The sequence below is a fragment of the Ectothiorhodospira magna genome, assembly GCF_900110965.1.
Taxonomy (GTDB): domain Bacteria; phylum Pseudomonadota; class Gammaproteobacteria; order Ectothiorhodospirales; family Ectothiorhodospiraceae; genus Ectothiorhodospira; species Ectothiorhodospira magna.
In genome coordinates this window covers 33,295-52,024 of sequence record NZ_FOFO01000006.1, presented here as the reverse complement: position 1 = coordinate 52,024, position 18,730 = coordinate 33,295, and the positions used below count along the sequence as shown (strand labels likewise).

The following is an 18,730-nucleotide window of genomic DNA, read 5'->3' as shown; positions in this document are numbered from 1 at the left end:
ATACCCCCTGATGACGGCCCTGACGGAACCGCGCCGCAAGCTGGCCGATGCCTCCCTGCGTCAGGCCCGCGCCCTGCGCCGCAACATGGCCCTGTCCACCCTGCTGGGCGTTCTGTTGCTGTCCGTGGTGGTGTATTACACCCATGACCTGCCCACCCGGCTGGCCCTGTGGCTGGGGGTGAGTGAGCCCCTGATGATGGCGGTCTTCGTGGGCCTTACCCTGCTGGGGACCAATCTGCTGGCGGGCCTGATGTTCTTTCATATCAGTTACCGCAGTGCCGGCGCCCTGTCCCACACTCTGGCGGAACTGGACGATGAACTGATCAAGACGGAAACCCGGCTACGGGTCAGCCGGGACGCCCTGCGCACCAGCGCTGACCTGGATCAGGCCCTGCAGGACAGTCTGCAACAGAACCTGCAAGACAGCGAGACCTCCACCCTGGGGGTCATCGAACGCACCAATCGGCTCAACGAATCCGCTGGCCGGCTGCTGGACTACCTGCACCATTCCAGCACCAATGCCTCCACCATGGCGGTGGATATCCAGCAGGGCGTGGAAGACATGAACCGGATCGCCAGGTTCGTGGGAGCGCTGCCCGACACCATTCGCAAGGATGCCGAAGTGATCCACCATATCCTTCAGGAGGTCAAGCAACTGGAGGGACTGGCTGCCTCCATCAAGGCCATCAGCCAGCAGACCAACCTGCTGGCCCTCAATGCAGCCATTGAAGCGGCCCGGGCCGGTGAGTCGGGCCGGGGATTTGCAGTGGTGGCCACCGAAGTGCGCGACCTGGCCAATCGGGCCTCCACCGCCGCCGACACCATCGAATCGGGACTCAATCAGGCCCTGGAAGCGGTGGAACGCAGTCTGGCCACCAGCAACCTGGGGGATTCTCAGCATCATCTGGAAAAGGCCACCCAGGTGGTGGATGCCTTCCAGAAACTGCAAAACAGCTACGAGGACATGCGCCAGTTCTACAAGACTCTGTTTTCCGTGGTCACTGAGCACAATACCGAACTGGCGGAGCAGATTGCCGACATGCTGGGATTGATGCAGTATCAGGATGTGGAGGGCCAGCGCCTGACCCGCATGAATGACATGCTGACCGAGCGCCGGCGACTCTATGCCAGCATGGAGCAGTCAGCAACTGCCCTGGAACACCTGCCCCAGGCCCTGGAGCAACTGCTGACCCGTTACCTGGAGGACGAATCCAGGCACAGCCATCCCGACCACGGGGGTCTGGCGGCGGATGCCGGCCCAGGCCCCCGGATCGAACTGTTCTAACGCCCACGCCGGGCGGCATCCAGACCCGTGGAGAATCCCATGTCCCTTTCCCTGCCCACATTCCTTCAGGCCCGACGCGAAGCCATGCTCGCTGAATGGATCGAGGCATCCCCTGGGGCCGATGCCGAGACCTCGGTGAGCCTGTCCACCGAGGCCCGAAATCGGCAAATGGAAATCCTGTTTGATGAAATCATGGCCCCGCTGCTGGTGGACCCTCCCACCGATTTCCTGCCCGGACCGGAGGAACAGGCTTCCCTGCAGGAACATCTGCAGGCCATGGTCACCGAACAGGCCAGACATGCGGCCAATGCCACCGACCCCATTGCCCTGCTGTTCGTCCTGCGTCAGGTTCTGCTGGACCATCTGGCCCAATGGCCCCAGGCCAGTGCCGAAACCCTGGCAGAGGACACCGCCCGGCTGACCCGGTATTTTGATCAAATCACCCTGTTCACCTTCGACAGCGTCATCCGCCAGCGGGACCGGCAGATTTCCGAACAGAGCATGTCCCTGATGGAGTTGTCCACCCCCGTGCTTCGGCTGTGGCATCAGATCCTGCTGCTGCCCCTGGTGGGCATCATCGACACCGGTCGCGCCCGCCAGGTCACCGATCATCTGCTGGAGGCCATTGCCCGCCATGAAGCCAGGGTGACGGTCATCGACCTCACCGGCGTCCCCATCATCGACACCAGCGTGGCCCAGCACATCATGAAAACCATCGACGCCGCCCGCCTGCTGGGGAGTCGGGTGGTGCTCACCGGCATCAGCCCGGAAGGTGCCCAGACCCTGACCAAACTGGGTATCCGTTTTGGTGATGTGACCTGCCGGGCCAGCCTGCGGGCCGGGATTGCCGAAGCCCTGCTGCTCACCGGCAAATGTATCGCCAGCATGGAGGATTCTGGTCGATGAAAAAGATTCCCATCCTGCGCCTGAACCGGATCCTGCTGGTCTCCATCCAGGAAGATCTCACCGACAACGAAGCCATGCAGTTTCAGTCGGATCTGGTGAACAAGGTCGCGGAAATCGAAGCCCTGGGGGTGGCCGTGGACATCACGGCCCTGGATGTGGTGGACTCCTACATGGCCCGGGTCATCAACGACACCGCCAGCATGGTGCGTTTGCTGGGGGCGGAGGTGATGATCTGCGGCATCCAGCCCTTCGTCGCCATCACTCTGATCGAGATGGGCCGGGATCTGATCGGCGCTGATTGTGCCTTCAATCTGGATCAGGGCCTGGACATGCTCAAAACCCGCATTGCCGGCCGGGGCGACATCCGCTTTACGGATGATGGAGATGACTGAGCGACTGCCAAGCATTGAACTTGCCATCGGCAACAGTGCCGATATCGTCACCGCCCGCCATGCGGCTCGGGAAATGAGCAATCAGTTGGGTTTTGGCAAGGCCCACCAAACCCGGCTGGCCACGGCGGTCTCGGAACTGACCCGCAACGTGATCCAGTATGCCGGGACGGGACACTGTATGATTGAGGATCTGTCGGATGCCAGGGAGCGGGTGGTGCAGATCACCATCGAGGATCATGGTCCCGGCATTGCCGATCTGATCCTGGCCATGGAAGATGGCTTCAGCACCAGCAACGGCCTGGGCGCCGGATTGCCGGGCACCCGCCGGCTGGTGGACGATTTTCACATCAGTTCCAGCCCCGGAATGACCCGTGTCATCATCACCGTCCGCAAACCGGCCTGACATGCCTGTTGCCGCACCGCCGGATACCGGCCCGGTGGCCCGGGAACGGGGCCTGCACGTCATCTGTATCCGGGGAGAACAGCACGTGATGCAGGCGGCAAGAACAGCCCGACAACTGGCTGAACGGTTGGGATTCACCCGGAACCTGGCCTATCACGTGGCCACCGCCACCTCCGAACTGGCCAGTAATCTGGCGGTCCATGCCGGCGGCGGTCATGTGTATCTGCGGCCATTGGCTGGCCCGGATGGCCACCCCACGGGTCTGGAAGTCATCGCCGAGGATCAGGGGCCGGGTATTGTCGATCTGACCCTGGCCATGACCGAAGGCTACAGCACCGCCAGCCGGCTGGGTTGCGGCCTGCCGGGCGCCAGCCGACTGATGGATGAATTTTACATTCGCTCCACGCCAGGTCAGGGCACCCATGTCAGGGCGGTCAAATGGCGGCAGGCAGAAACCCCGGAGCCCAAGCGAGCAGCTACATGACAGACACGTTGTCCAATCCCCCGGTGCATGCCCTAAGACCCATGCCCGGCGAAACCCTCTGCGGCGACCAGATCCACTGCTGGCATCGGGAACAGGCCCTGTGGATGGCTCTGGCCGACGGCCTGGGCCATGGCCCGGAGGCCCATGATGCCGCCAGCCGGGCCATGGACCATTTACCCACCTTGAGCGCCCTGCCCCTGACTGAATGTATCAGCCGCTGCGATACCCTGTTGCGGGGCACCCGCGGGGTGGCCCTGGCCGTGGCCTGTATCGATCCGGCGGGTCAACTGACCCATGTGGCCGTCGGCAATGTCCGCTCCCTGCTGCTGCACCAGGGGCGCCTGACCCGGCTTGGCGGGGCCAGAGGCATTGTCGGGGCCGGTTTTCATCATCTCCATGTGGAACGCCATCACCTGCAACCGGGAGACTGGCTGGTGATGTTCTCCGATGGCATTCGGGAAGACGTGCCGATAGCCGCCGCCCTGGAAGCGGCCCTGCCAACACCGCACACCGCCCTGACCTTGCTGCAACGCTGGGCACGGGATAACGACGACGCCGCCATTCTTCTGTATTGCCATGGCTGAGTCCACCACCAACCCCATGGGCGAGATCACGGCCAGCTACACCCGGCTGCTGCTGCAGGTGGCCCTGTCTGACGATCCCCTGACCACGGAACAGGCCCTGATCGAAGCTGCCGCCCTGGGGCAGGAGATGGTCAACCGCGAATTACCCCTGGAGGAGGTCAGCGAGGTTCATCATGCCGCCCTGGTGGCCCTGGCCAAAGCCCATCCGGAACTGCCGCTGGCCATCGTGGCCGATCGGGTCACAGCACCGTTGATGGAAGCCTACATGGCCTACAGCCTGGCCTTTCGGGAACAGGTGGAACAGCGCACCCATGCCATCCTCACCGCCCGTCTGGACCAGTTGCGCCGTCTGGAGGCCATCGGCACCCTGGCGGCGGGGGTGGCCCATGAATTCAACAACATCCTTGGCAGCATCATCGGCTTTAGCGAACTGCTCACCGACGAGATACCCGCCGACAGTAGCGGCGCCCGCTACCTGCATCACATCCTCCAATCCAGCTTCCGCGCCCGGGATCTGACCGCCGGTCTGCTGGAATTTGCCCGGACCATGCCGGAAACCCCCGAGCCGATGGATGTGGTACCGGCTGTTAGAGAAACCATTGAACTGCTGCGGGCCACCCTGCCTGCCCATATCCGGCTGGAGCTGGAGGGGAATCCCGGCCCCGCCTGGGTGATGGCCGAACATAACCAGATCCAGCAGATCATCATGAACCTGTGCATCAATGCCGCCGATGCCATCCAGGCCCGGGAGGGGCTGATCCGGGTCGGCATCGACGCCCTGACATCCACGCCGGAGTGCGCCACCCCCATGATCCGCCTCACCGTCACTGACAACGGCGAGGGTATTCCATCAGAATTGCAGGCGCGTATCTTCGACCCGTTTTTCACCACCAAGCCTCCCGGCAAGGGGACCGGCCTGGGGCTGTCGGTAATCCACGGTCTGGTGACCGGCTTGGGGGGCCATATCGGGTTGGAAAGCACCCCCGGCGTAGGCACCCGGTTCAGTATCGACCTGCCGGCCCTGGGCGGAGCAGGTACCCCGGACACCGCCCAGGCGCCATCCCCATAAAACCCTATCAATACAGGACATATCGACCTGCCGGCCCTGGGCGGAGCAGGTACCCCGGACACCGCCCAGGCGCCATCCCCATAAAACCCTATCAATACAGGACATCATGACCACAATCCTCATCGTTGACGACGACGACACCTTTCGCACCATGCTGCAGGAAATGCTGAGCCGGGAAGGCTTTCATATTCTCACCGCCGGCAGTGGTGGCCAGGCCCTGAAACTGCTGAACACCCAGACGCCGGATCTGATCATCACCGATATCCTGATGCCCGATGGAGATGGTATCGAGCTGATCACCACCCTCAAACAGAAAAACAGCCCGATTCCCATCATCGCCATGTCTGGCGGGCGCCGATCCATCAGCCTGGAATTCAATCTGGAATCCGCCGAACTGATGGGGGTCAAGGCCACCCTGGCCAAGCCCTTCAGCCGGGAGACCCTGCGCCGGGTGATCGAGGACGCCCTGCGTTGAACCGGCCAGGTAGCCCCGATGTACTGGTGGTCAGCAACCGCAAGGGGGGCACTGGCAAGACCACCACGGCAGTGAATCTGGCGGCGGAATTTGCTGCCGCTGGCCGGCGCACCCTGCTCATCGACCTGGATACCCAGGGGCATTGCGCCCTGGGTCTGGGGGTGACCTGGACGCCGGGGCAACCTTCCGCCCACCATCTATTCGACGGCTCCGGGTTGCCGCTGACAGCAGCGATCCGCCATACCTGCTGCCTGGGTCTGGACCTGGCGCCCGCCAATCCGGATTTCCAGCATGGTCGGGCGCCCGACGACGAACAGGTGCTGGCCCGCGCCCTGGCGGACCCGGAACTGGCCCGGCACTACGATCAGATCGTGATCGATTCCCCCCCGTCCCTGGACCATCTGCTGCTCAATGCCCTGGCGGCGGCCCATTGGGCCGTCATTCCCTTCTTGCCGCACCCGCTGGCGGGAGAAGGGGTCCGGCAGCTGTCCAAGGTGTTCTTCAGGGTGGCCATGGGCGGCAATGCGGGGTTGCGTCTGATGGGGGTGCTACCGGTGATGCTGGACCTGCGGGTGCGCCAGCACCAGGCCATCCGTGATCAGGTGGCCCGGCAGTTCGGCGAAGAGCGGGTATTGGGGGGCATTCGCAATGACATCAAACTGGCGGAATCCTTTGCCGCCGGCAAGCCGATCCGGCTCTACGCCCCCCGCAGCCGGGGCAACGAGGATTATCGGGATGTGTTCCAGGCCATCACCCGGCGCATGGAAACATCCCCTTGAGGGGAAATCTCCCGCTCAATCCACCACCCGGTTGCGGCCCTGGATCTTGGCCCGGTAGAGGGCCTGGTCCGCCGCCTGCTTAAGGGCTTCCACGGAAGGTTGGGGGGACTCCCCGTCATGGGTGGCCACCCCGATGCTGATGCTCAGGCAGGGGGAGGCCGTGGAATGGCCGTGGGGAATCCGCAATCGGGCCACCGCCGCCAGCATGGTCGCCCCGACATGGCGCGCCCCCACGAGATCGGTCTCCGGCAGCAGGGCCACGAATTCCTCGCCGCCGTAGCGGGCCACCAGATCCGCCGGACGGGACAGGCTGCCCTCCAGGGCCTGGGCCACCCGACGCAGGGCCGTATCTCCGGCCCCGTGGCCGTAATGGTCGTTGTACGCCTTGAAATGGTCCACGTCGATCATCAGCAGGGACAAGGGAGATGACCCTGGCCGGCGGGACAGACGCGCCCACTCTTCCGCCAGCCTGGCGTCGAACTGGCGACGGTTGGGAATCTCCGTCAACCCGTCCCGCAGGGCAATCCGCTCCAGCAGATCGGTCTTGCGCTTGAGATTGACCTGATTGCGCACCCGCGCCCGCACAATGGCTGGATTGAAGGGTTTGGAGATGTAATCCGCGGCTCCCAGGTCAAAGCCCTTTTCCTCGTGAGCATCATGGTCCAGGGCGGTGACAAAGATGACGGGAATGTGCCGGGTGCGCTCGTCCTCCTTGAGCCGGTAGCACAGTTCGTAGCCGTCCATGTCCGGCATGAGGATGTCCAGCAGGATCAGGTCCGGCCCCCCATCCCGACCGGCCAGGGTCAGTGCCCTGGCCGCGGTGGTCGCGGTCAGGATGCGGTAATCTCCGTTGAGCAGATTGGCCAGCGCATGGATGTTGGCGGGCTGATCGTCCACGATCAGGATCGAGCCTTTCTCCTCATTCACCATCGCACTTCAACTCCAGACCAGCCTGTCGGGCCAGTGTTTCCAGCAGAGCGGCGGCCCGATCATACTCCAGGGCATCCATCAGCCGCTCCAGTTCGATGACCAGAGTCCGGTCCCCGTGATGCCGCAGCCAGGCAGCCACAACGCGCCAGCGCTCGGCGGACACCCATTCCCCCCGGTGCAGGGCGCCATGCACCTCGCCGACGGTTCGGGCGGCCAGGTCGGGATCATCCACCGGAGCGTCCGGTATCGCCTCGGCGGCGGGCAGGGTGGACAGGCTCTCCTCGAGTTCGTCCAGGGCATCAAGGAAAGCCTGACGCGGGGCATCCGGCAGAATGCCGTCGGCCAGAACCTGTTCCAGCGCCCGGGCAGCGCCTTCCAGGCGTCGCGCTCCCATGGTGCCCGCCAACCCCTTGAGGGTATGGAGCAGGGGCTTGGCGGCCTGTCCATCCGATCGGGCCAGCAGCCCGCCAAGCACGGCAAACTCGGTCTGCAATTGTACTCGAAAGCGGTGCAGCATGCTCAGGTAGAGGGCTGTATCCTGAAACACTGCCATGCCCCGGGTCAGATCCACCCCCGGCAGGTGGGCCGGAAGCAACCCCGGTGACCCGGGGAGAGACACTGATGCAATCTCCCCGGTACCGCTCCATAGCCACTGGCTCAGGGTGTCGAACAGGGTCTGGGTGTGGATGGGCTTGGCCAGATAACCGCTCATGCCCACCGCCTGGGCACGCTCCCGATCATCCTCCATGACGGCAGCAGACAGGGCCACCACCGGCAGTTGGGGGAAGCGGAGTCGGATACGACGAGTGGCCTCGATGCCATCCATGACCGGCATCTGCAAATCCATCAGCACCAGATCCACCGCCTGCTGTTCCAGCAGGTTGACGGCCTCCAGCCCGTTGCCGGCCAGCAGGATATGGGCGCCGGTTTTTTTGAGGATTTCGCTGGCCACCTGCTGATTCAGGGCATTGTCCTCCACCAGCAGGATTCTGCGGCCAGCAAAGCAGGGCACCCGGCTCGCCCCGGTGGCGGCCGCGCCCCCGGATGAGAGTGGCATGGGACATTGCCGGGAGCCAGGCAAGGCCAAGTGGAAGTGGAACCGGCTCCCCCGACCGGGACTGGACCAGACCGCCAGGGTGCCCCCCATCTGGGCCACCAGACGCTGACTGATCACCAGACCCAGACCGGTGCCACCATATTTCCGGGTGGTGGAGGTATCCGCCTGGGAAAAGGCCTGGAACAACTTCTTGCGCTGCGCCTTGTCCATGCCGATACCCGTGTCCCTGACCGCAAACTCCAGGCGCACCCGCCCATCATGCGGCGCCTCTGAACATTGACGAATCTGCAGGGTCACCCGCCCCCGCTCGGTAAACTTGAGGGCATTGCTCAGCAGATTGGTCAGCACTTGCCCCAGGCGCAGGGAATCCCCCTCCAGCACCTGATCCTCCGCCGCCTGCAACCGAAACCGCAACTGAATCCCCTTGGCCTCGGCGGTGGAGGCAAACAGGGTATACATGCGGTCCACCAGCTCGTCCAGACGGAAGGGATGGGCGTCCAGTTCCAGCTTGCCGGCCTCAATCTTGGAATAGTCCAGAATATCGTTGAGAATCCCCAGCAACAGCCGGGAAGAACCCCGGATCTTTTCCAGATAGTCCCGCTGGCGGCTATCCAGGGCGGTATGCAGAAGCAATTCGGTCAGGCCGATCACCGCATTCATGGGGGTGCGAATTTCATGGCTCATGTTGGCCAGAAATTCGCTTTTGGCCCGGCTGGCCCGCTCGGCGGCGGCCTGGGCCTGCTTGATGTGGGAAATATCCTGAATGATGGACCAGATCACCTCCCGACCTTCCTGGTCGGTGGTCTTGAAACCATTGAGCAGTACCGGATAGCGACTGCCGTCCTTGCGGATGTATTCCTTTTCAAATGGGCCGTAGAAACCTGTCTCCTCCATGGAAGCCAGGACCTTTTCCTCCTCGGCCATGTAGCGCTTGGGGGTCAATTCCCAATAGCTCAGCTGGCGGAATTCCTCCGGGGTATACCCCGCCGGTTCGTTGATGGCCCGGTTGAACTCCAGAAACTGACCGGTCCGGTAATCATTCATGGCGATGCCCACCGGTGACAGTTCGAACAGGCCGCGAAACTTGGCTTCCTGCACCGCCAGTTCCCGGGCGGCCATCACCCGATCGGTGATATCCTCATTGACCCCGACCACCCGCACTGCCTCGCCCCGCTCATTGTGCCGGACCTGGGCCAGACCACGCAGGGTGCGGATACTCCCGTCGGACATGCGCAGGATCTGGAACTCCTCGTCGAACCCCCCGTCGGCCCCTGCCAGCAGGGCGGCAAAGGCCGCCTTCACCCTGGGTACGGATTCGGGCAGCACCCGGGCCTGCCAGTCCTGGAACCGGCCACCGAAATCATCCGGCGCCATGCCGTAGAGCCGCAACATGCCTTCGTCCCACAGTAGCAGGTCGTTGGCGATGTCGTAGTCCCAGATGCCGATGGCGGCGGCCTCGGTGGCCAGTTTGAGCCGTTCCTGGCTTTCCCGCAGGCTGATCTCGATCTGCTTCTGGGTCGTGATGTCCCGAAACACCGCCAGCAGACACATGCCGCTGCCCAGGGTCATCGGCATCACCGACACGTTCGTGTGGATCAGTCGACCGTCCTTGTGCCGCAGCAGGGTTTCAAAGTCGTCTCGTCCCTGGGTCATCACCTGCTCGACATGGATCGCCACCTCTTCCGGTCGTTCCCGGGCCTCGTAGTCCTGGATCCGCAGGGTGGCAAATTCCTCGGCGCCATACCCCAGATTGCGATGGGCGGCGGCATTGAATTTCAGCGGCAGGGTGGTCTGGGGATCGATGAGCAAGGTGCCATCGGGATACAGGTCAAACAAGGTGCGAAACCGGCGCTCCTCCTCCTCCAGCGCCCGGCGAACCTGGATTTCCTGGGTCTGGTCCACCAGATAGCCCCGCAACAGGGGGGATTGGCCCCCGGTATCGTAGTCGGGGACGGAATAGTCACGAAACCACTGGTACTGACCAGCACTGTTGCGCAGGCGATATTCCTGCTCGATAAAGGCCACGCCCTTGTCCAGAGCCTCGGCGGTCTGCCGCCGCACCCTGGGCCAGTCGTCGGGATGAATCAGATCCGTGAACAGAAACCCTGGTTCCAGCATCTGCTCCGGGGAAAAGCCGAGGATGTTGCGCACGTTATCGGACACATATCCCAACGGCCAGCCCGGCCCAAGGCGCCACACGCAGACCATCACCGGACCGCCCACAAACAGCCGCAACTCCCGCTCCAGTTGCCGGGACCGGGCCACCGCCTGGCTGATTTCATGGAACAGCAACAGAACACTGGCATCCCCCAGGGGTTTGGCCTTGAGTTCCACCATCAGTTCCGTGCCATCCTGGCGCACCATCACGTCCTCGCCCTGGTAGAGCTGGCGCCGTTTCAGGGCCTGCAACACCCGACAGGCTTCCGGTGAAATACATTGACCGGCCCGGTGGCAGTTCAGCCATCCCGCCGGTTCGCCAGCGATCTGATGCCGGGTGCATGCAAACAGGCTCATCACGTCCCGACCCAACAGGGCGTCGTTGGCATGGCCCAGTAATTCCGATGCCGTCCGGTTGCCGCGAATGATCAGTCCGCCGCCATCAATCACGATCAATCCCGCAGGCACCTCATCGGTCAGGGTGGTCAGCGCCTGGTTGGCTTCCCTGAGTTCACGGTTGAGCAGATCCAGTTGCTGCTGGTGGTCCTTGACCAGTCCGAACCAGCGGTTGTAGTACAGACTCACCAGTTCCTTCTGGGTCACAAGACCGTGGAGATGGCCCTGGGCATCCACCACCACCACCCGTTTGATGTGCCGTTCACGGCAGAAGGCCAGCGCCTGGGCAATGGTGGCGCTGGCCTCCAGACATAATACCGGACGGCTCATGCACGCCTGCACCGGCTGATCCAGTTGGGTGCCGGCCCGCAACAGGCGGATCACATCCCGCTGGGTCAGGATGCCCAACGGCTGATGCTGGTGGGTCACGATGGTGGCGGTGAATTTTCCCTGGTCCATCAGTGCCATGACTTCCCGCACCGGCAGATGCCCGGCCACCGCCAGCGGCTGGCTGCCCTGCAGCAGTTCCCCCAGGCTCTGGGTCTCTGCCAGCAGGCCAGGGTCCAGGCTGGCGGCCAGATCACTGTAGCTGACGATGCCCGCCAGTTCCCCATCCCGGTTCACCAGACAGATATGTTCAGAGCGATTGCGGATGGCCCGGAGTCCATCAAGCACGGTGGCATCCTGATCCAGGGTGGCGGCGGCGGGCAGTTCCACCTCGGCCAGGGGCGTGTCCAGGGGAATGCCCTGGACCTGGAAGGACACCAGCAGGCTGGAGAGGATCAATCGATACCCGTCGGCATCCACCACCACCACGGTGCGGATATTGTGCCGGCTCATGGTATCCAGTGCATCGGCCAGGGTGGCGGCGGCGGGCAAGGTCACCACCTGGCGGGTTGCAATGCTGTGCAAGCGGGGGAAAAACATTGACTCACCTCACCCGATGGTGAAATTCCCGGCCCTGGCGGCGGGGCCGGCCCCAGACCGGTCAGATGCCAGCGGGGTGCCTGACCGCCGCCAGCGCCGCGTCCGCCGCCGCGTCCACATCCGCCTCGCTACCCGAGAGGGTCAGGCGACCGAAGGCACCGACGGCACGCACATCGATCAGGGTGATGTTGGCCGCCTTTTCCGCCTGATTGGCGGCGTAGACCACGTAACCCGCCGGTTCCGTTTCCAGAATGAACAGACTCTCCCCCGGCAGGATCATGGACCCCCGGCGGTTCTGTCGGTTGATCAAAACACTGTGATCCGGGGTGATGCCGCGGATGGTTTCCTGCCAGGCGACCCGGCAGGTCTCACGGTCTTCCTGGCGTGCCCCAAGGCGGGACAGCAGCACCCGGCCCGCCTCGCGCACGTCGCTCTGGTCCCGCTGGTGAATCACCATCGAGCCGTAGGCCCGCTCCACCACCTGCTGGGCCAGACGCACCCGCGTTGCCTTGAGGGCCATGTCGGTGAGTCGGTGCACCGCCATTCCCGGCGAGACCTCGATCCACAAACAGGCATCCCCCGGTACCGGCAGAAACCCCTGGGAGACCGTGGCCATGTAGGCCGCCAGCTGCGGCTGCAGGGAATCCATGAATACATAGGTTCTAAGCTTGATCATCTCGGGCGCATCGTCCGGAAGCGTGACGGGAATAATGCATCAATGAGACCCGAGCCCCCTGGCCCGGTCAAGTCATGGATGACGCGGATTCTCTTGATCGACCTCTCGTCGGCATGGCTGCCCATCACCGCCCCATCCCCGCCAGGGAAATCTCCCCCGCCTCTTCCAGGGTCAGGAACCGGCTCAGTCCCCCCGTGTCCATCCGGGCCTTCAGGGTGTAACGGAAGGTATCCCGCTGGGTCTGGCCGAGCAGGTCATTGAACAGCCGCAGCCCATTGATGAGATCGATCCCCGCCTGCACCTCGATGAGCTGCTCCCCGTAGGCGGGCACCGTCTTGAGGTCACTGGCCACGCCGGTGATCAGCCGCCGCCCCTCCAGTTCCACATGATAGCTCATGCCCCGCAGAGGCAGTGGGGTTGGATTGGGATTGACCACCCGCAGCCCGATGAGGAACCGGGGCGAGAGGGAATCGGAAGGCAGGGCCCGGAAGGAGTCCAGCAGCAGGGACGGGGTCTCGTAGCCGGGCCGCATGCCGGCACAGCCGGATACCAGCAAGGCGCCGGCGGAGAGCAAAAAAAGACGACGATGGGGCGAGAACGGATGTTTGCGCATGGGGCGGGCCTGTGCATCTGCACTTTGAGACGTGAGCGGGTAGAATACTCCACCCACTCCCATCGCCCAAATCCCGGAATTGCCATGGCCAACCCCTTTCAAGAACAGCTCCTCAAGGCGGGGCTGGTGGACGAGAAACGTGTCAAGAAGGTGCGGCACGGCGAGGCCCGCAAACGCAAGGGCAAGGCCGGCCAACAGACCGACACCCCCCCGGACCCGGCACTGAAGGCGGCGGAAGAGGCCCGTCGCCTTGAAGCGGAAAGGTCACGGGAACTCAATCGCCGGCAAAAGGAAGCGGCCGAGCGCCGCGCCCTGGAAGCCCAGGTGCGACAGCTGGTGGACACCCATCGTCAATCACGAAAAGATGCAGAACTCCCCTATCATTTCCAGCATGGCACCGCTGTCAAGCGCATCCTGGTGACCCGGGAACAGCGGGACCGACTGGGCAACGGCCGCCTGGGCATCGTCACCCTGGATGACGAACAGTACGACATCGTACCCAGGGACGCGGCGGAAAAGATCCGCGAACGGGATGCCTCGCGGCTGGTGCTGCTCAACGAGCCGGCACAAAAAACCCAAAAGGACGAGGATGACCCCTACGCCGGGTATGAGGTGCCGGACGACCTGATGTGGTGATGGCGCCAGGCACGTCCTATACGCACTGCCCCGCCGCGTGGCCCGATGACCAGGCCCATTGAAAATTATAGCCCCCCAGATGTCCGGTCACGTCCATCACCTCGCCGATGAAATACAACCCCGGCTGATCCCGGCAGGCCATGGTCTTTGAGGACAGGGCCTCCGTATCGACCCCACCCACGGTCACCTCCGCGGTCCGGTAGCCCTCCGTGCCGGAGGGCCATACGGTCCAGCGCTTGCAGGCGGCCTCCACTGCATCCATATCCCCGGTGGTGAGTTGCTCCAGGGGCTTGTCCTCCACCCAGCACTCGCACCAGCGCTGGGCCACCCGCCGGGTCAGATGCTGCCCCAGCCAGGTCTTGAGGGCCATTTTGGGCCGCTCCCGACGCAGCCGCTGGAGATGGGCGGCCAGATCCAGCTCCGGCAACAGGTCGATCTCCACCGGCAGACCCGGTTCCCAGTAGGAGGAAGCCTGCAGCACGGCGGGACCACTGAGTCCCCGGTGGGTGAACAGGAGGTTTTCCCTGAAACTGTGATCCGCCACGGTCACCCGTGCTTCCAGGGCGATGCCGGAGAGATCCCGCACCCGTTCCAGGGTGCGTCCGGACAGGGTCAGGGGCACCAGGGCGGGCCGGGGCGGATGCACCGTCATGCCCAGAGAGCGGGCCAGTGCCATACCGAAGTCGGTGGCCCCGAGGGTGGGGATGGAACATCCACCGGTGGCGATCACCAGGGACTCGCAGCTCACCGGCCCCTGGGGGCAGAACAATTGATGGGGTTCGCCGATCCGCAGGTCGCTGACCGGACTGCGGGTTTCGATACGCACACCGCCAGCCCGGCATTCATCCAGCAGCATGCGGAGAATATCCTTGGCGGAATGGTCGCAGAACAGCTGGCCGTGGCTGCGCTCGTGATAGGCGATGCGGTGACGCTCCACCAGGGCAATGAAGTCCGCCGGGGTATAGCGGCTCAGGGCGGATTTGACGAAATGGGGGTTATGGCACAGATAGTTGTCCGGCCCCACATGACGATTGGTGAAATTGCAGCGCCCGCCGCCGGACATGAGGATCTTCTTGCCCACCTTGTTGGCATGGTCCAGCACCAGCACTCGCCGGCCGCGGGCGCCGGCGACGGCGGCGCACATGAGCCCGGAGGCACCGGCGCCGATGATGACCACATCGAAGTGGCGAGCCTTGGGGGAAATGTTCATGGGGGGAATTTTAGATCAGACAGGTGGCAAAAGGATAAGCCCACCTTCACCATAAGCATTTACAATATGGAATAAGTCCAATTATCATAAAGCCAAGCCACCCAAAAGGATCGCCCCATGTTCCGCACCAGCCTGCTCACCCTGCTTGTACTGTTGATCGCCTGGACCGCCCCCGTCGGGGCGCGGGAGGACCGGGTGGTGGCCACCTTTTCCATCCTGGGCGACCTGGTCAGGGAAGTCGCCGGTGAAGGCATCACCGTTGACGTGCTGACCCCGGTGGGCGCCGAGGTCCACGACTGGGAACTCACGCCACGCAACTTCATGAGCCTGGAACGGGCGGATATCGTCTTCTACAACGGTTTGGATCTGGAACAGTGGATGCCTCAGGTGAAAGGCACCGTGCGCCGCCAAACGCCTGTGATCGCTGTCGCTAAAGCCTCCGGATTCAAGACCCGGCCCATCATCACCGGTGAATTCGCCGGCGTGCCCGATCCCCACCTGTGGATGGACCCGCGGGCGGCCGCCGCCTACGGCCAGGCCATCGCCGCCGCCCTGGCCGGGCAGTGGCCGGAGCGGGCCGGGGATTTTCACCAACGGGCCGACCAACTGGAACAGCGCCTGTTGGCCCTGCATGAAGAACTCCAGCAGACCCTGGCCCATATCCCCGATGATCAGCGCCTGCTGATCACCAGCGAGGCCGCTTTTGTCTACTTTGCCGCCGCCTATGGTTTCGAGCATGACGGGGTCTGGGGGACCAACGCGGAAACCGAGGGCTCCCCCAGACAACTCATGCGCATCGTGGATCGGGTCCGGGAAAGCCGGCCCCGGACCCTGTTCTGGGAAAGCACGATTTCGGACCGGCATGTGCGTAGCGTGGCCGCCGACACCGGCGTGGCCGTGGCCGGACCGCTCTATGTGGACTCCCTGGGAGCACCCGGTAGCGGTGCCGAAGATTATGCCGCCATGATGCGCCATAATGCCGCCTTGCTGCGCCGGCATCTGGGCACACCATGAGGAAACCCGACGTGGTCCTGAGACTGACACCCAAACCCATGGCCGTCGAGGTGAAGCGCCTGAGCGCCGCCTATGACGGCCAACCTGTACTGGAAAATGTGGATATCGCCCTGCCCGTGGGCAAGTGGACCGCCATCATCGGCCCCAATGGGGCCGGCAAGTCCACCCTGTTCCGCATCCTGCTGGGGGTGATGAAACCTCTGCGCGGGGCAGTCACGGTGCATGGAGAGGACCCGGCCCGGCAGCGCCGCCTGGGGCATATCGCCTACATGGCCCAGCAGGAAGCGGTGGAATGGGATTTCCCCATTTCCGTGCAGGACACGGTATTGACGGGACGTTTCGGCCACATGCGCACCGATCTCTGGTGGCGCCGGCTGCTGCCTCCCCGCTGGGCCGAGTCCCATCACTGGGACGTGGTACATCGGTGCCTTGAGGCAGTGAACATGCAGGATTTCGCCCACCGCCCCATCGGCGCCCTCTCCGGGGGACAGAAAAAGCGGGTGCTACTGGCCCGGGCCCTGGCCCAGGAAGCCCGGCTGCTGCTGCTGGATGAGCCACTGGCCGGGGTGGATACCGCCAGTGAACGGCTGATCCTGGACCTGCTGGCCCGGCAGCGGGCCGCTGGCCGCACGGTGGTGATGGTCACCCATGACATGGACAGTGCCCGACGCTATGCCGATCAGGTACTGCTGATCAATCGCACCATCGTGGGCATGGGGGCGCCCGACAACATGCTGGTGGACGAGATGCTGGCACGCACGGCGGTGGCCGGATGGCGCCCGGTGGCCCGGCGCGACCCGCCCCTGGAGGCCTTTCCATGATGGAGAGTCTGGAAACCCTGGGCATCGGGCTGATCGACGCCCTGCTGTGGGTACTGATGCTGGGGGTGGGCCTGCTGCCCGATGCCCTGGCGGAACCCTTCAGTTACAGCTTCATGCAGCGGGCCCTGCTCACCGCCATCCTGGTGGGCGCCATCTGCGGCCTGCTGTCCTGCTTTGTGGTGCTCAAGCGCTGGTCGCTGCTGGGCGATGCCATCTCCCATGCGGTCCTGCCCGGCGTGGCCATTGCCTATCTGCTGGGCTGGCCCTTTTTCATCGGCGCCTTCATCGCCGGCGCCCTCACCTCGGTGGGCATCGGCGCCCTGGAGCGACACACCCGGCTCAAGGCGGATGCCGCCATGGGGCTCATGTTCACGGCGGCCTTTGCCCTGGGCGTGGTCATCATCGGCAAGATCGCCACCAACACCCACCTCATGCACATCCTGTTCGGCAACGTGCTGGGCGTCCAGTACCCGGCCCTGCTGCTGACCCTGTGCTCGGGACTGCTGGCATTGCTGGCGGTATGGGCCTTCTACCGGCCATTGCTGCTGTACACCTTCGATCCCATGCAGGCCCAGGCCCTGGGCTTCAACACCGGGCTGATCCATTACGGGTTGATCCTGCTGCTGACCCTGACCATCGTCGCCAGCCTGGAAACCGTGGGGATCATCCTGGTGGTGGCCATGCTCATCACCCCGGGGGCCACCGCCCACCTGCTGACGGAACGGCTGACCACCATGATGATACTGTCGGTGACCGTCGGCGTGACCGCATCGGTGGTGGGACTTTATCTGTCCTTCCGGCTGGATGTGGCCTCGGGGGGTGCCATCGTGCTGGTGGCGGCGGCGCTGTTCCTGGTCACCCTGCTGCTGGCCCCCCGCCATGGCCTGCTGGCCCGGTGGTGGCGTGCCCGGCGGCTACGGCGGCCAGTGACCGCAACACCAGAGTAACCCGCTCCACGTCCTCCTGGGTGTCCACCCCCGCCGGCGGGGTTTCCAGGGCCACGTCCACATGGATCCTGGCGCCATGATAGAGGGCCCGCAACTGCTCCAGACGCTCAATCCGCTCCAGGGTACAGCTTTCCATGCGGGTGAAGCGCTTCAAGTAACCGACCCGATAGGCATACAACCCCAGATGACGCTGGCAGACCTGCAAGGCCGGTGATACCTCCATATCCAGGGCATCCCGCTCCCAGGGAATCGGGGCACGACTGAAATAAAGGGCAAAATCCCGGTCATCCCGCACCACCTTGACGGTGTGAGGATCGTACAACTGGGCGGCACGGCTGATGGGGGTACACAGGGTGGCCATCACGGCCTGGGGATGGGCAGCCAGGTTCTCTGCCACCTGACGCACAATACAGGGCGGGGTGAGGGGTTCGTCTCCCTGCAGGTTCACCACGATGGCATCATCGGGCCACCCCATCCGTGCCGCCACTTCCGCAATCCGGTCACTGCCGGAAGGATGATGCACCGAGGTCAGACACACCTGGGCGCCGAAGGTCCGGGCCGCTGCCTCGATCCGGGCATCGTCCGTGGCCAGAACCACGTCTTCGGCCCCGCTGGCCTGGGCCCGCTCCCAGACATGTTGCACCATGGGCTTGCCCGCCAGGTCCACCAGGGGCTTGCCGGGCAGGCGCGTGGAACCGTAACGGGCCGGGATGACCACCTTGAAGGACATTCAATACCTCTGCGTGACTGCAACCATGGATGATCCCAGAGGGATCACTTGTCCTTTGACTTCTCCAGTTCTTCTTCCGTCAGCTGGCGGGCTTCGTCTTCCAGCATCACCGGAATATCATCCCGAATGGGATAGGCCAGCCGGGCGCCGCGGGAGACGAGTTCGCTCCGTTCCTTGTCATGGATCAGGGGACCCTTGGTGACCGGGCAGACCAGAATATCGAGCAAGCGTTTGTCCAT

Annotated in this window: 20 protein-coding genes; 13 read left to right on the top strand and 7 right to left on the bottom strand. The window is 64.0% G+C overall.

The genetic code is table 11. From position 1 onward, the window contains the following. Positions 1 to 10 precede the first annotated feature (10 nt). From BMX62_RS03685 to BMX62_RS03645, 9 genes are all read left to right on the top strand, one after another. Complete coding sequence (locus tag BMX62_RS03685; protein WP_143339652.1) at positions 11 to 1,285, top strand: methyl-accepting chemotaxis protein; 1,275 nt, start codon at positions 11 to 13, stop codon at positions 1,283 to 1,285. 39 nt (positions 1,286 to 1,324) lie between these two features. Beyond that, positions 1,325 to 2,191: an STAS domain-containing protein gene (locus tag BMX62_RS03680; RefSeq protein WP_090204401.1), complete on the top strand. Its 867-nt coding sequence runs from the start codon at positions 1,325 to 1,327 to the stop codon at positions 2,189 to 2,191. Further along, positions 2,188 to 2,583 (top strand): STAS domain-containing protein, encoded by a 396-nt coding sequence (locus BMX62_RS03675; RefSeq protein ID WP_090204398.1) that lies wholly within the window; start codon positions 2,188 to 2,190, stop codon positions 2,581 to 2,583. Before BMX62_RS03680 ends, BMX62_RS03675 begins: the two co-directional genes overlap by 4 nt. Then, on the top strand, positions 2,576 to 2,986 hold the full coding sequence (locus tag BMX62_RS03670; RefSeq protein ID WP_090204395.1) for an anti-sigma regulatory factor: 411 nt from the start codon (positions 2,576 to 2,578) through the stop codon (positions 2,984 to 2,986). The genes BMX62_RS03675 and BMX62_RS03670 overlap by 8 nt, the downstream gene beginning before the upstream one ends. A 1-nt stretch (position 2,987) precedes the next feature. Then, positions 2,988 to 3,470, top strand: coding sequence for an anti-sigma regulatory factor (locus BMX62_RS03665; protein WP_090204392.1), 483 nt, complete (start codon positions 2,988 to 2,990; stop codon positions 3,468 to 3,470). Further along, positions 3,467 to 4,054, top strand: a complete 588-nt coding sequence (locus tag BMX62_RS03660) for a SpoIIE family protein phosphatase (RefSeq protein WP_090204389.1) — start codon at positions 3,467 to 3,469, stop codon at positions 4,052 to 4,054. The genes BMX62_RS03665 and BMX62_RS03660 overlap by 4 nt, the downstream gene beginning before the upstream one ends. Then, positions 4,047 to 5,123: a sensor histidine kinase gene (locus BMX62_RS03655; RefSeq protein ID WP_238375842.1), complete on the top strand. Its 1,077-nt coding sequence runs from the start codon at positions 4,047 to 4,049 to the stop codon at positions 5,121 to 5,123. The genes BMX62_RS03660 and BMX62_RS03655 overlap by 8 nt, the downstream gene beginning before the upstream one ends. Positions 5,124 to 5,229: 106 nt before the next feature. Next, the gene (locus tag BMX62_RS03650) at positions 5,230 to 5,598 is read left to right on the top strand and encodes a response regulator (RefSeq protein WP_090204385.1); all 369 of its coding nucleotides are present in this window, start codon (positions 5,230 to 5,232) and stop codon (positions 5,596 to 5,598) included. Further along, the gene (locus BMX62_RS03645; protein ID WP_090204381.1) at positions 5,595 to 6,377 is read left to right on the top strand and encodes a ParA family protein; all 783 of its coding nucleotides are present in this window, start codon (positions 5,595 to 5,597) and stop codon (positions 6,375 to 6,377) included. Before BMX62_RS03650 ends, BMX62_RS03645 begins: the two co-directional genes overlap by 4 nt. 15 nt (positions 6,378 to 6,392) lie before the next feature. Here the strand turns inward: BMX62_RS03645 and BMX62_RS03640 are convergent, their stop codons facing one another. From BMX62_RS03640 to BMX62_RS03625, 4 genes are all read right to left on the bottom strand, one after another. Further along, positions 6,393 to 7,307, bottom strand: coding sequence for a diguanylate cyclase domain-containing protein (locus BMX62_RS03640; RefSeq protein ID WP_090204378.1), 915 nt, complete (start codon positions 7,305 to 7,307; stop codon positions 6,393 to 6,395). Then, the gene (locus BMX62_RS03635) at positions 7,297 to 11,844 is read right to left on the bottom strand and encodes a PAS domain S-box protein (RefSeq protein WP_090204375.1); all 4,548 of its coding nucleotides are present in this window, start codon (positions 11,842 to 11,844) and stop codon (positions 7,297 to 7,299) included. The genes BMX62_RS03640 and BMX62_RS03635 overlap by 11 nt, the downstream gene beginning before the upstream one ends. Before the next feature lie 61 nt (positions 11,845 to 11,905). After that, positions 11,906 to 12,520: a BMC domain-containing protein gene (locus BMX62_RS03630; protein WP_090204371.1), complete on the bottom strand. Its 615-nt coding sequence runs from the start codon at positions 12,518 to 12,520 to the stop codon at positions 11,906 to 11,908. Positions 12,521 to 12,644: 124 nt separating this feature from the next. Continuing rightward, entirely contained in the window at positions 12,645 to 13,133 is a 489-nt protein-coding gene (locus BMX62_RS03625; RefSeq protein ID WP_090204368.1) for an LEA/WHy family protein, read from the bottom strand. Between the two features lie 84 nt (positions 13,134 to 13,217). Between BMX62_RS03625 and BMX62_RS03620 the strand changes: the two genes are divergently transcribed. After that, positions 13,218 to 13,769, top strand: coding sequence for a DUF2058 domain-containing protein (locus BMX62_RS03620; RefSeq protein ID WP_090204364.1), 552 nt, complete (start codon positions 13,218 to 13,220; stop codon positions 13,767 to 13,769). Between the two features lie 16 nt (positions 13,770 to 13,785). On the opposite strand, the gene BMX62_RS03615 is transcribed toward BMX62_RS03620, so the two are convergent. Next, the gene (locus tag BMX62_RS03615; protein ID WP_202906196.1) at positions 13,786 to 14,973 is read right to left on the bottom strand and encodes a BaiN/RdsA family NAD(P)/FAD-dependent oxidoreductase; all 1,188 of its coding nucleotides are present in this window, start codon (positions 14,971 to 14,973) and stop codon (positions 13,786 to 13,788) included. A gap of 123 nt (positions 14,974 to 15,096) precedes the next feature. Here BMX62_RS03615 and BMX62_RS03610 point away from each other — a divergent pair, with 123 nt between their 5' ends. Genes BMX62_RS03610 through BMX62_RS03600 form a run of 3 tightly spaced genes read left to right on the top strand, consistent with a single transcriptional unit; the run spans position 15,097 to position 17,761 of the window. Then, positions 15,097 to 15,993, top strand: coding sequence for a metal ABC transporter solute-binding protein, Zn/Mn family (locus BMX62_RS03610; protein WP_090204358.1), 897 nt, complete (start codon positions 15,097 to 15,099; stop codon positions 15,991 to 15,993). 11 nt (positions 15,994 to 16,004) lie between these two features. Further along, positions 16,005 to 16,814, top strand: a complete 810-nt coding sequence (locus tag BMX62_RS03605; RefSeq protein WP_090204354.1) for a metal ABC transporter ATP-binding protein — start codon at positions 16,005 to 16,007, stop codon at positions 16,812 to 16,814. Next, complete coding sequence (locus BMX62_RS03600; RefSeq protein WP_090204351.1) at positions 16,811 to 17,761, top strand: metal ABC transporter permease; 951 nt, start codon at positions 16,811 to 16,813, stop codon at positions 17,759 to 17,761. The genes BMX62_RS03605 and BMX62_RS03600 overlap by 4 nt, the downstream gene beginning before the upstream one ends. On the opposite strand, the gene kdsB is transcribed toward BMX62_RS03600, so the two are convergent. Both kdsB and BMX62_RS03590 read right to left on the bottom strand, forming a co-directional pair. Then, complete coding sequence (gene kdsB, locus BMX62_RS03595; protein WP_238375841.1) at positions 17,670 to 18,491, bottom strand: 3-deoxy-manno-octulosonate cytidylyltransferase; 822 nt, start codon at positions 18,489 to 18,491, stop codon at positions 17,670 to 17,672. The genes BMX62_RS03600 and kdsB overlap by 92 nt on opposite strands. A 44-nt stretch (positions 18,492 to 18,535) precedes the next feature. Next, positions 18,536 to 18,730, bottom strand: a complete 195-nt coding sequence (locus BMX62_RS03590; RefSeq protein WP_090204347.1) for a Trm112 family protein — start codon at positions 18,728 to 18,730, stop codon at positions 18,536 to 18,538.

Excerpts from the sequence above, each read along its gene's own strand:
- kdsB (WP_238375841.1), bottom strand. The coding sequence starts at position 18,491 with ATGTCCTTCAAGGTGGTCATCCCGGCCCGTTACGGTTCCACGCGCCTG.
- BMX62_RS03675 (WP_090204398.1), top strand. The coding sequence starts at position 2,188 with ATGAAAAAGATTCCCATCCTGCGCCTGAACCGGATCCTGCTGGTCTCC.
- BMX62_RS03640 (WP_090204378.1), bottom strand. The coding sequence starts at position 7,307 with ATGGTGAATGAGGAGAAAGGCTCGATCCTGATCGTGGACGATCAGCCC.
- BMX62_RS03660 (WP_090204389.1), top strand. The coding sequence starts at position 3,467 with ATGACAGACACGTTGTCCAATCCCCCGGTGCATGCCCTAAGACCCATG.
- BMX62_RS03600 (WP_090204351.1), top strand. The coding sequence starts at position 16,811 with ATGATGGAGAGTCTGGAAACCCTGGGCATCGGGCTGATCGACGCCCTG.
- BMX62_RS03650 (WP_090204385.1), top strand. The coding sequence starts at position 5,230 with ATGACCACAATCCTCATCGTTGACGACGACGACACCTTTCGCACCATG.
- BMX62_RS03670 (WP_090204395.1), top strand. The coding sequence starts at position 2,576 with ATGACTGAGCGACTGCCAAGCATTGAACTTGCCATCGGCAACAGTGCC.
- BMX62_RS03590 (WP_090204347.1), bottom strand. The coding sequence starts at position 18,730 with ATGGACAAACGCTTGCTCGATATTCTGGTCTGCCCGGTCACCAAGGGT.
- BMX62_RS03655 (WP_238375842.1), top strand. The coding sequence starts at position 4,047 with ATGGCTGAGTCCACCACCAACCCCATGGGCGAGATCACGGCCAGCTAC.
- BMX62_RS03620 (WP_090204364.1), top strand. The coding sequence starts at position 13,218 with ATGGCCAACCCCTTTCAAGAACAGCTCCTCAAGGCGGGGCTGGTGGAC.
- BMX62_RS03680 (WP_090204401.1), top strand. The coding sequence starts at position 1,325 with ATGTCCCTTTCCCTGCCCACATTCCTTCAGGCCCGACGCGAAGCCATG.
- BMX62_RS03635 (WP_090204375.1), bottom strand. The coding sequence starts at position 11,844 with ATGTTTTTCCCCCGCTTGCACAGCATTGCAACCCGCCAGGTGGTGACC.
- BMX62_RS03625 (WP_090204368.1), bottom strand. The coding sequence starts at position 13,133 with ATGCGCAAACATCCGTTCTCGCCCCATCGTCGTCTTTTTTTGCTCTCC.
- BMX62_RS03685 (WP_143339652.1), top strand. The coding sequence starts at position 11 with ATGACGGCCCTGACGGAACCGCGCCGCAAGCTGGCCGATGCCTCCCTG.
- BMX62_RS03665 (WP_090204392.1), top strand. The coding sequence starts at position 2,988 with ATGCCTGTTGCCGCACCGCCGGATACCGGCCCGGTGGCCCGGGAACGG.
- BMX62_RS03630 (WP_090204371.1), bottom strand. The coding sequence starts at position 12,520 with ATGATCAAGCTTAGAACCTATGTATTCATGGATTCCCTGCAGCCGCAG.
- BMX62_RS03610 (WP_090204358.1), top strand. The coding sequence starts at position 15,097 with ATGTTCCGCACCAGCCTGCTCACCCTGCTTGTACTGTTGATCGCCTGG.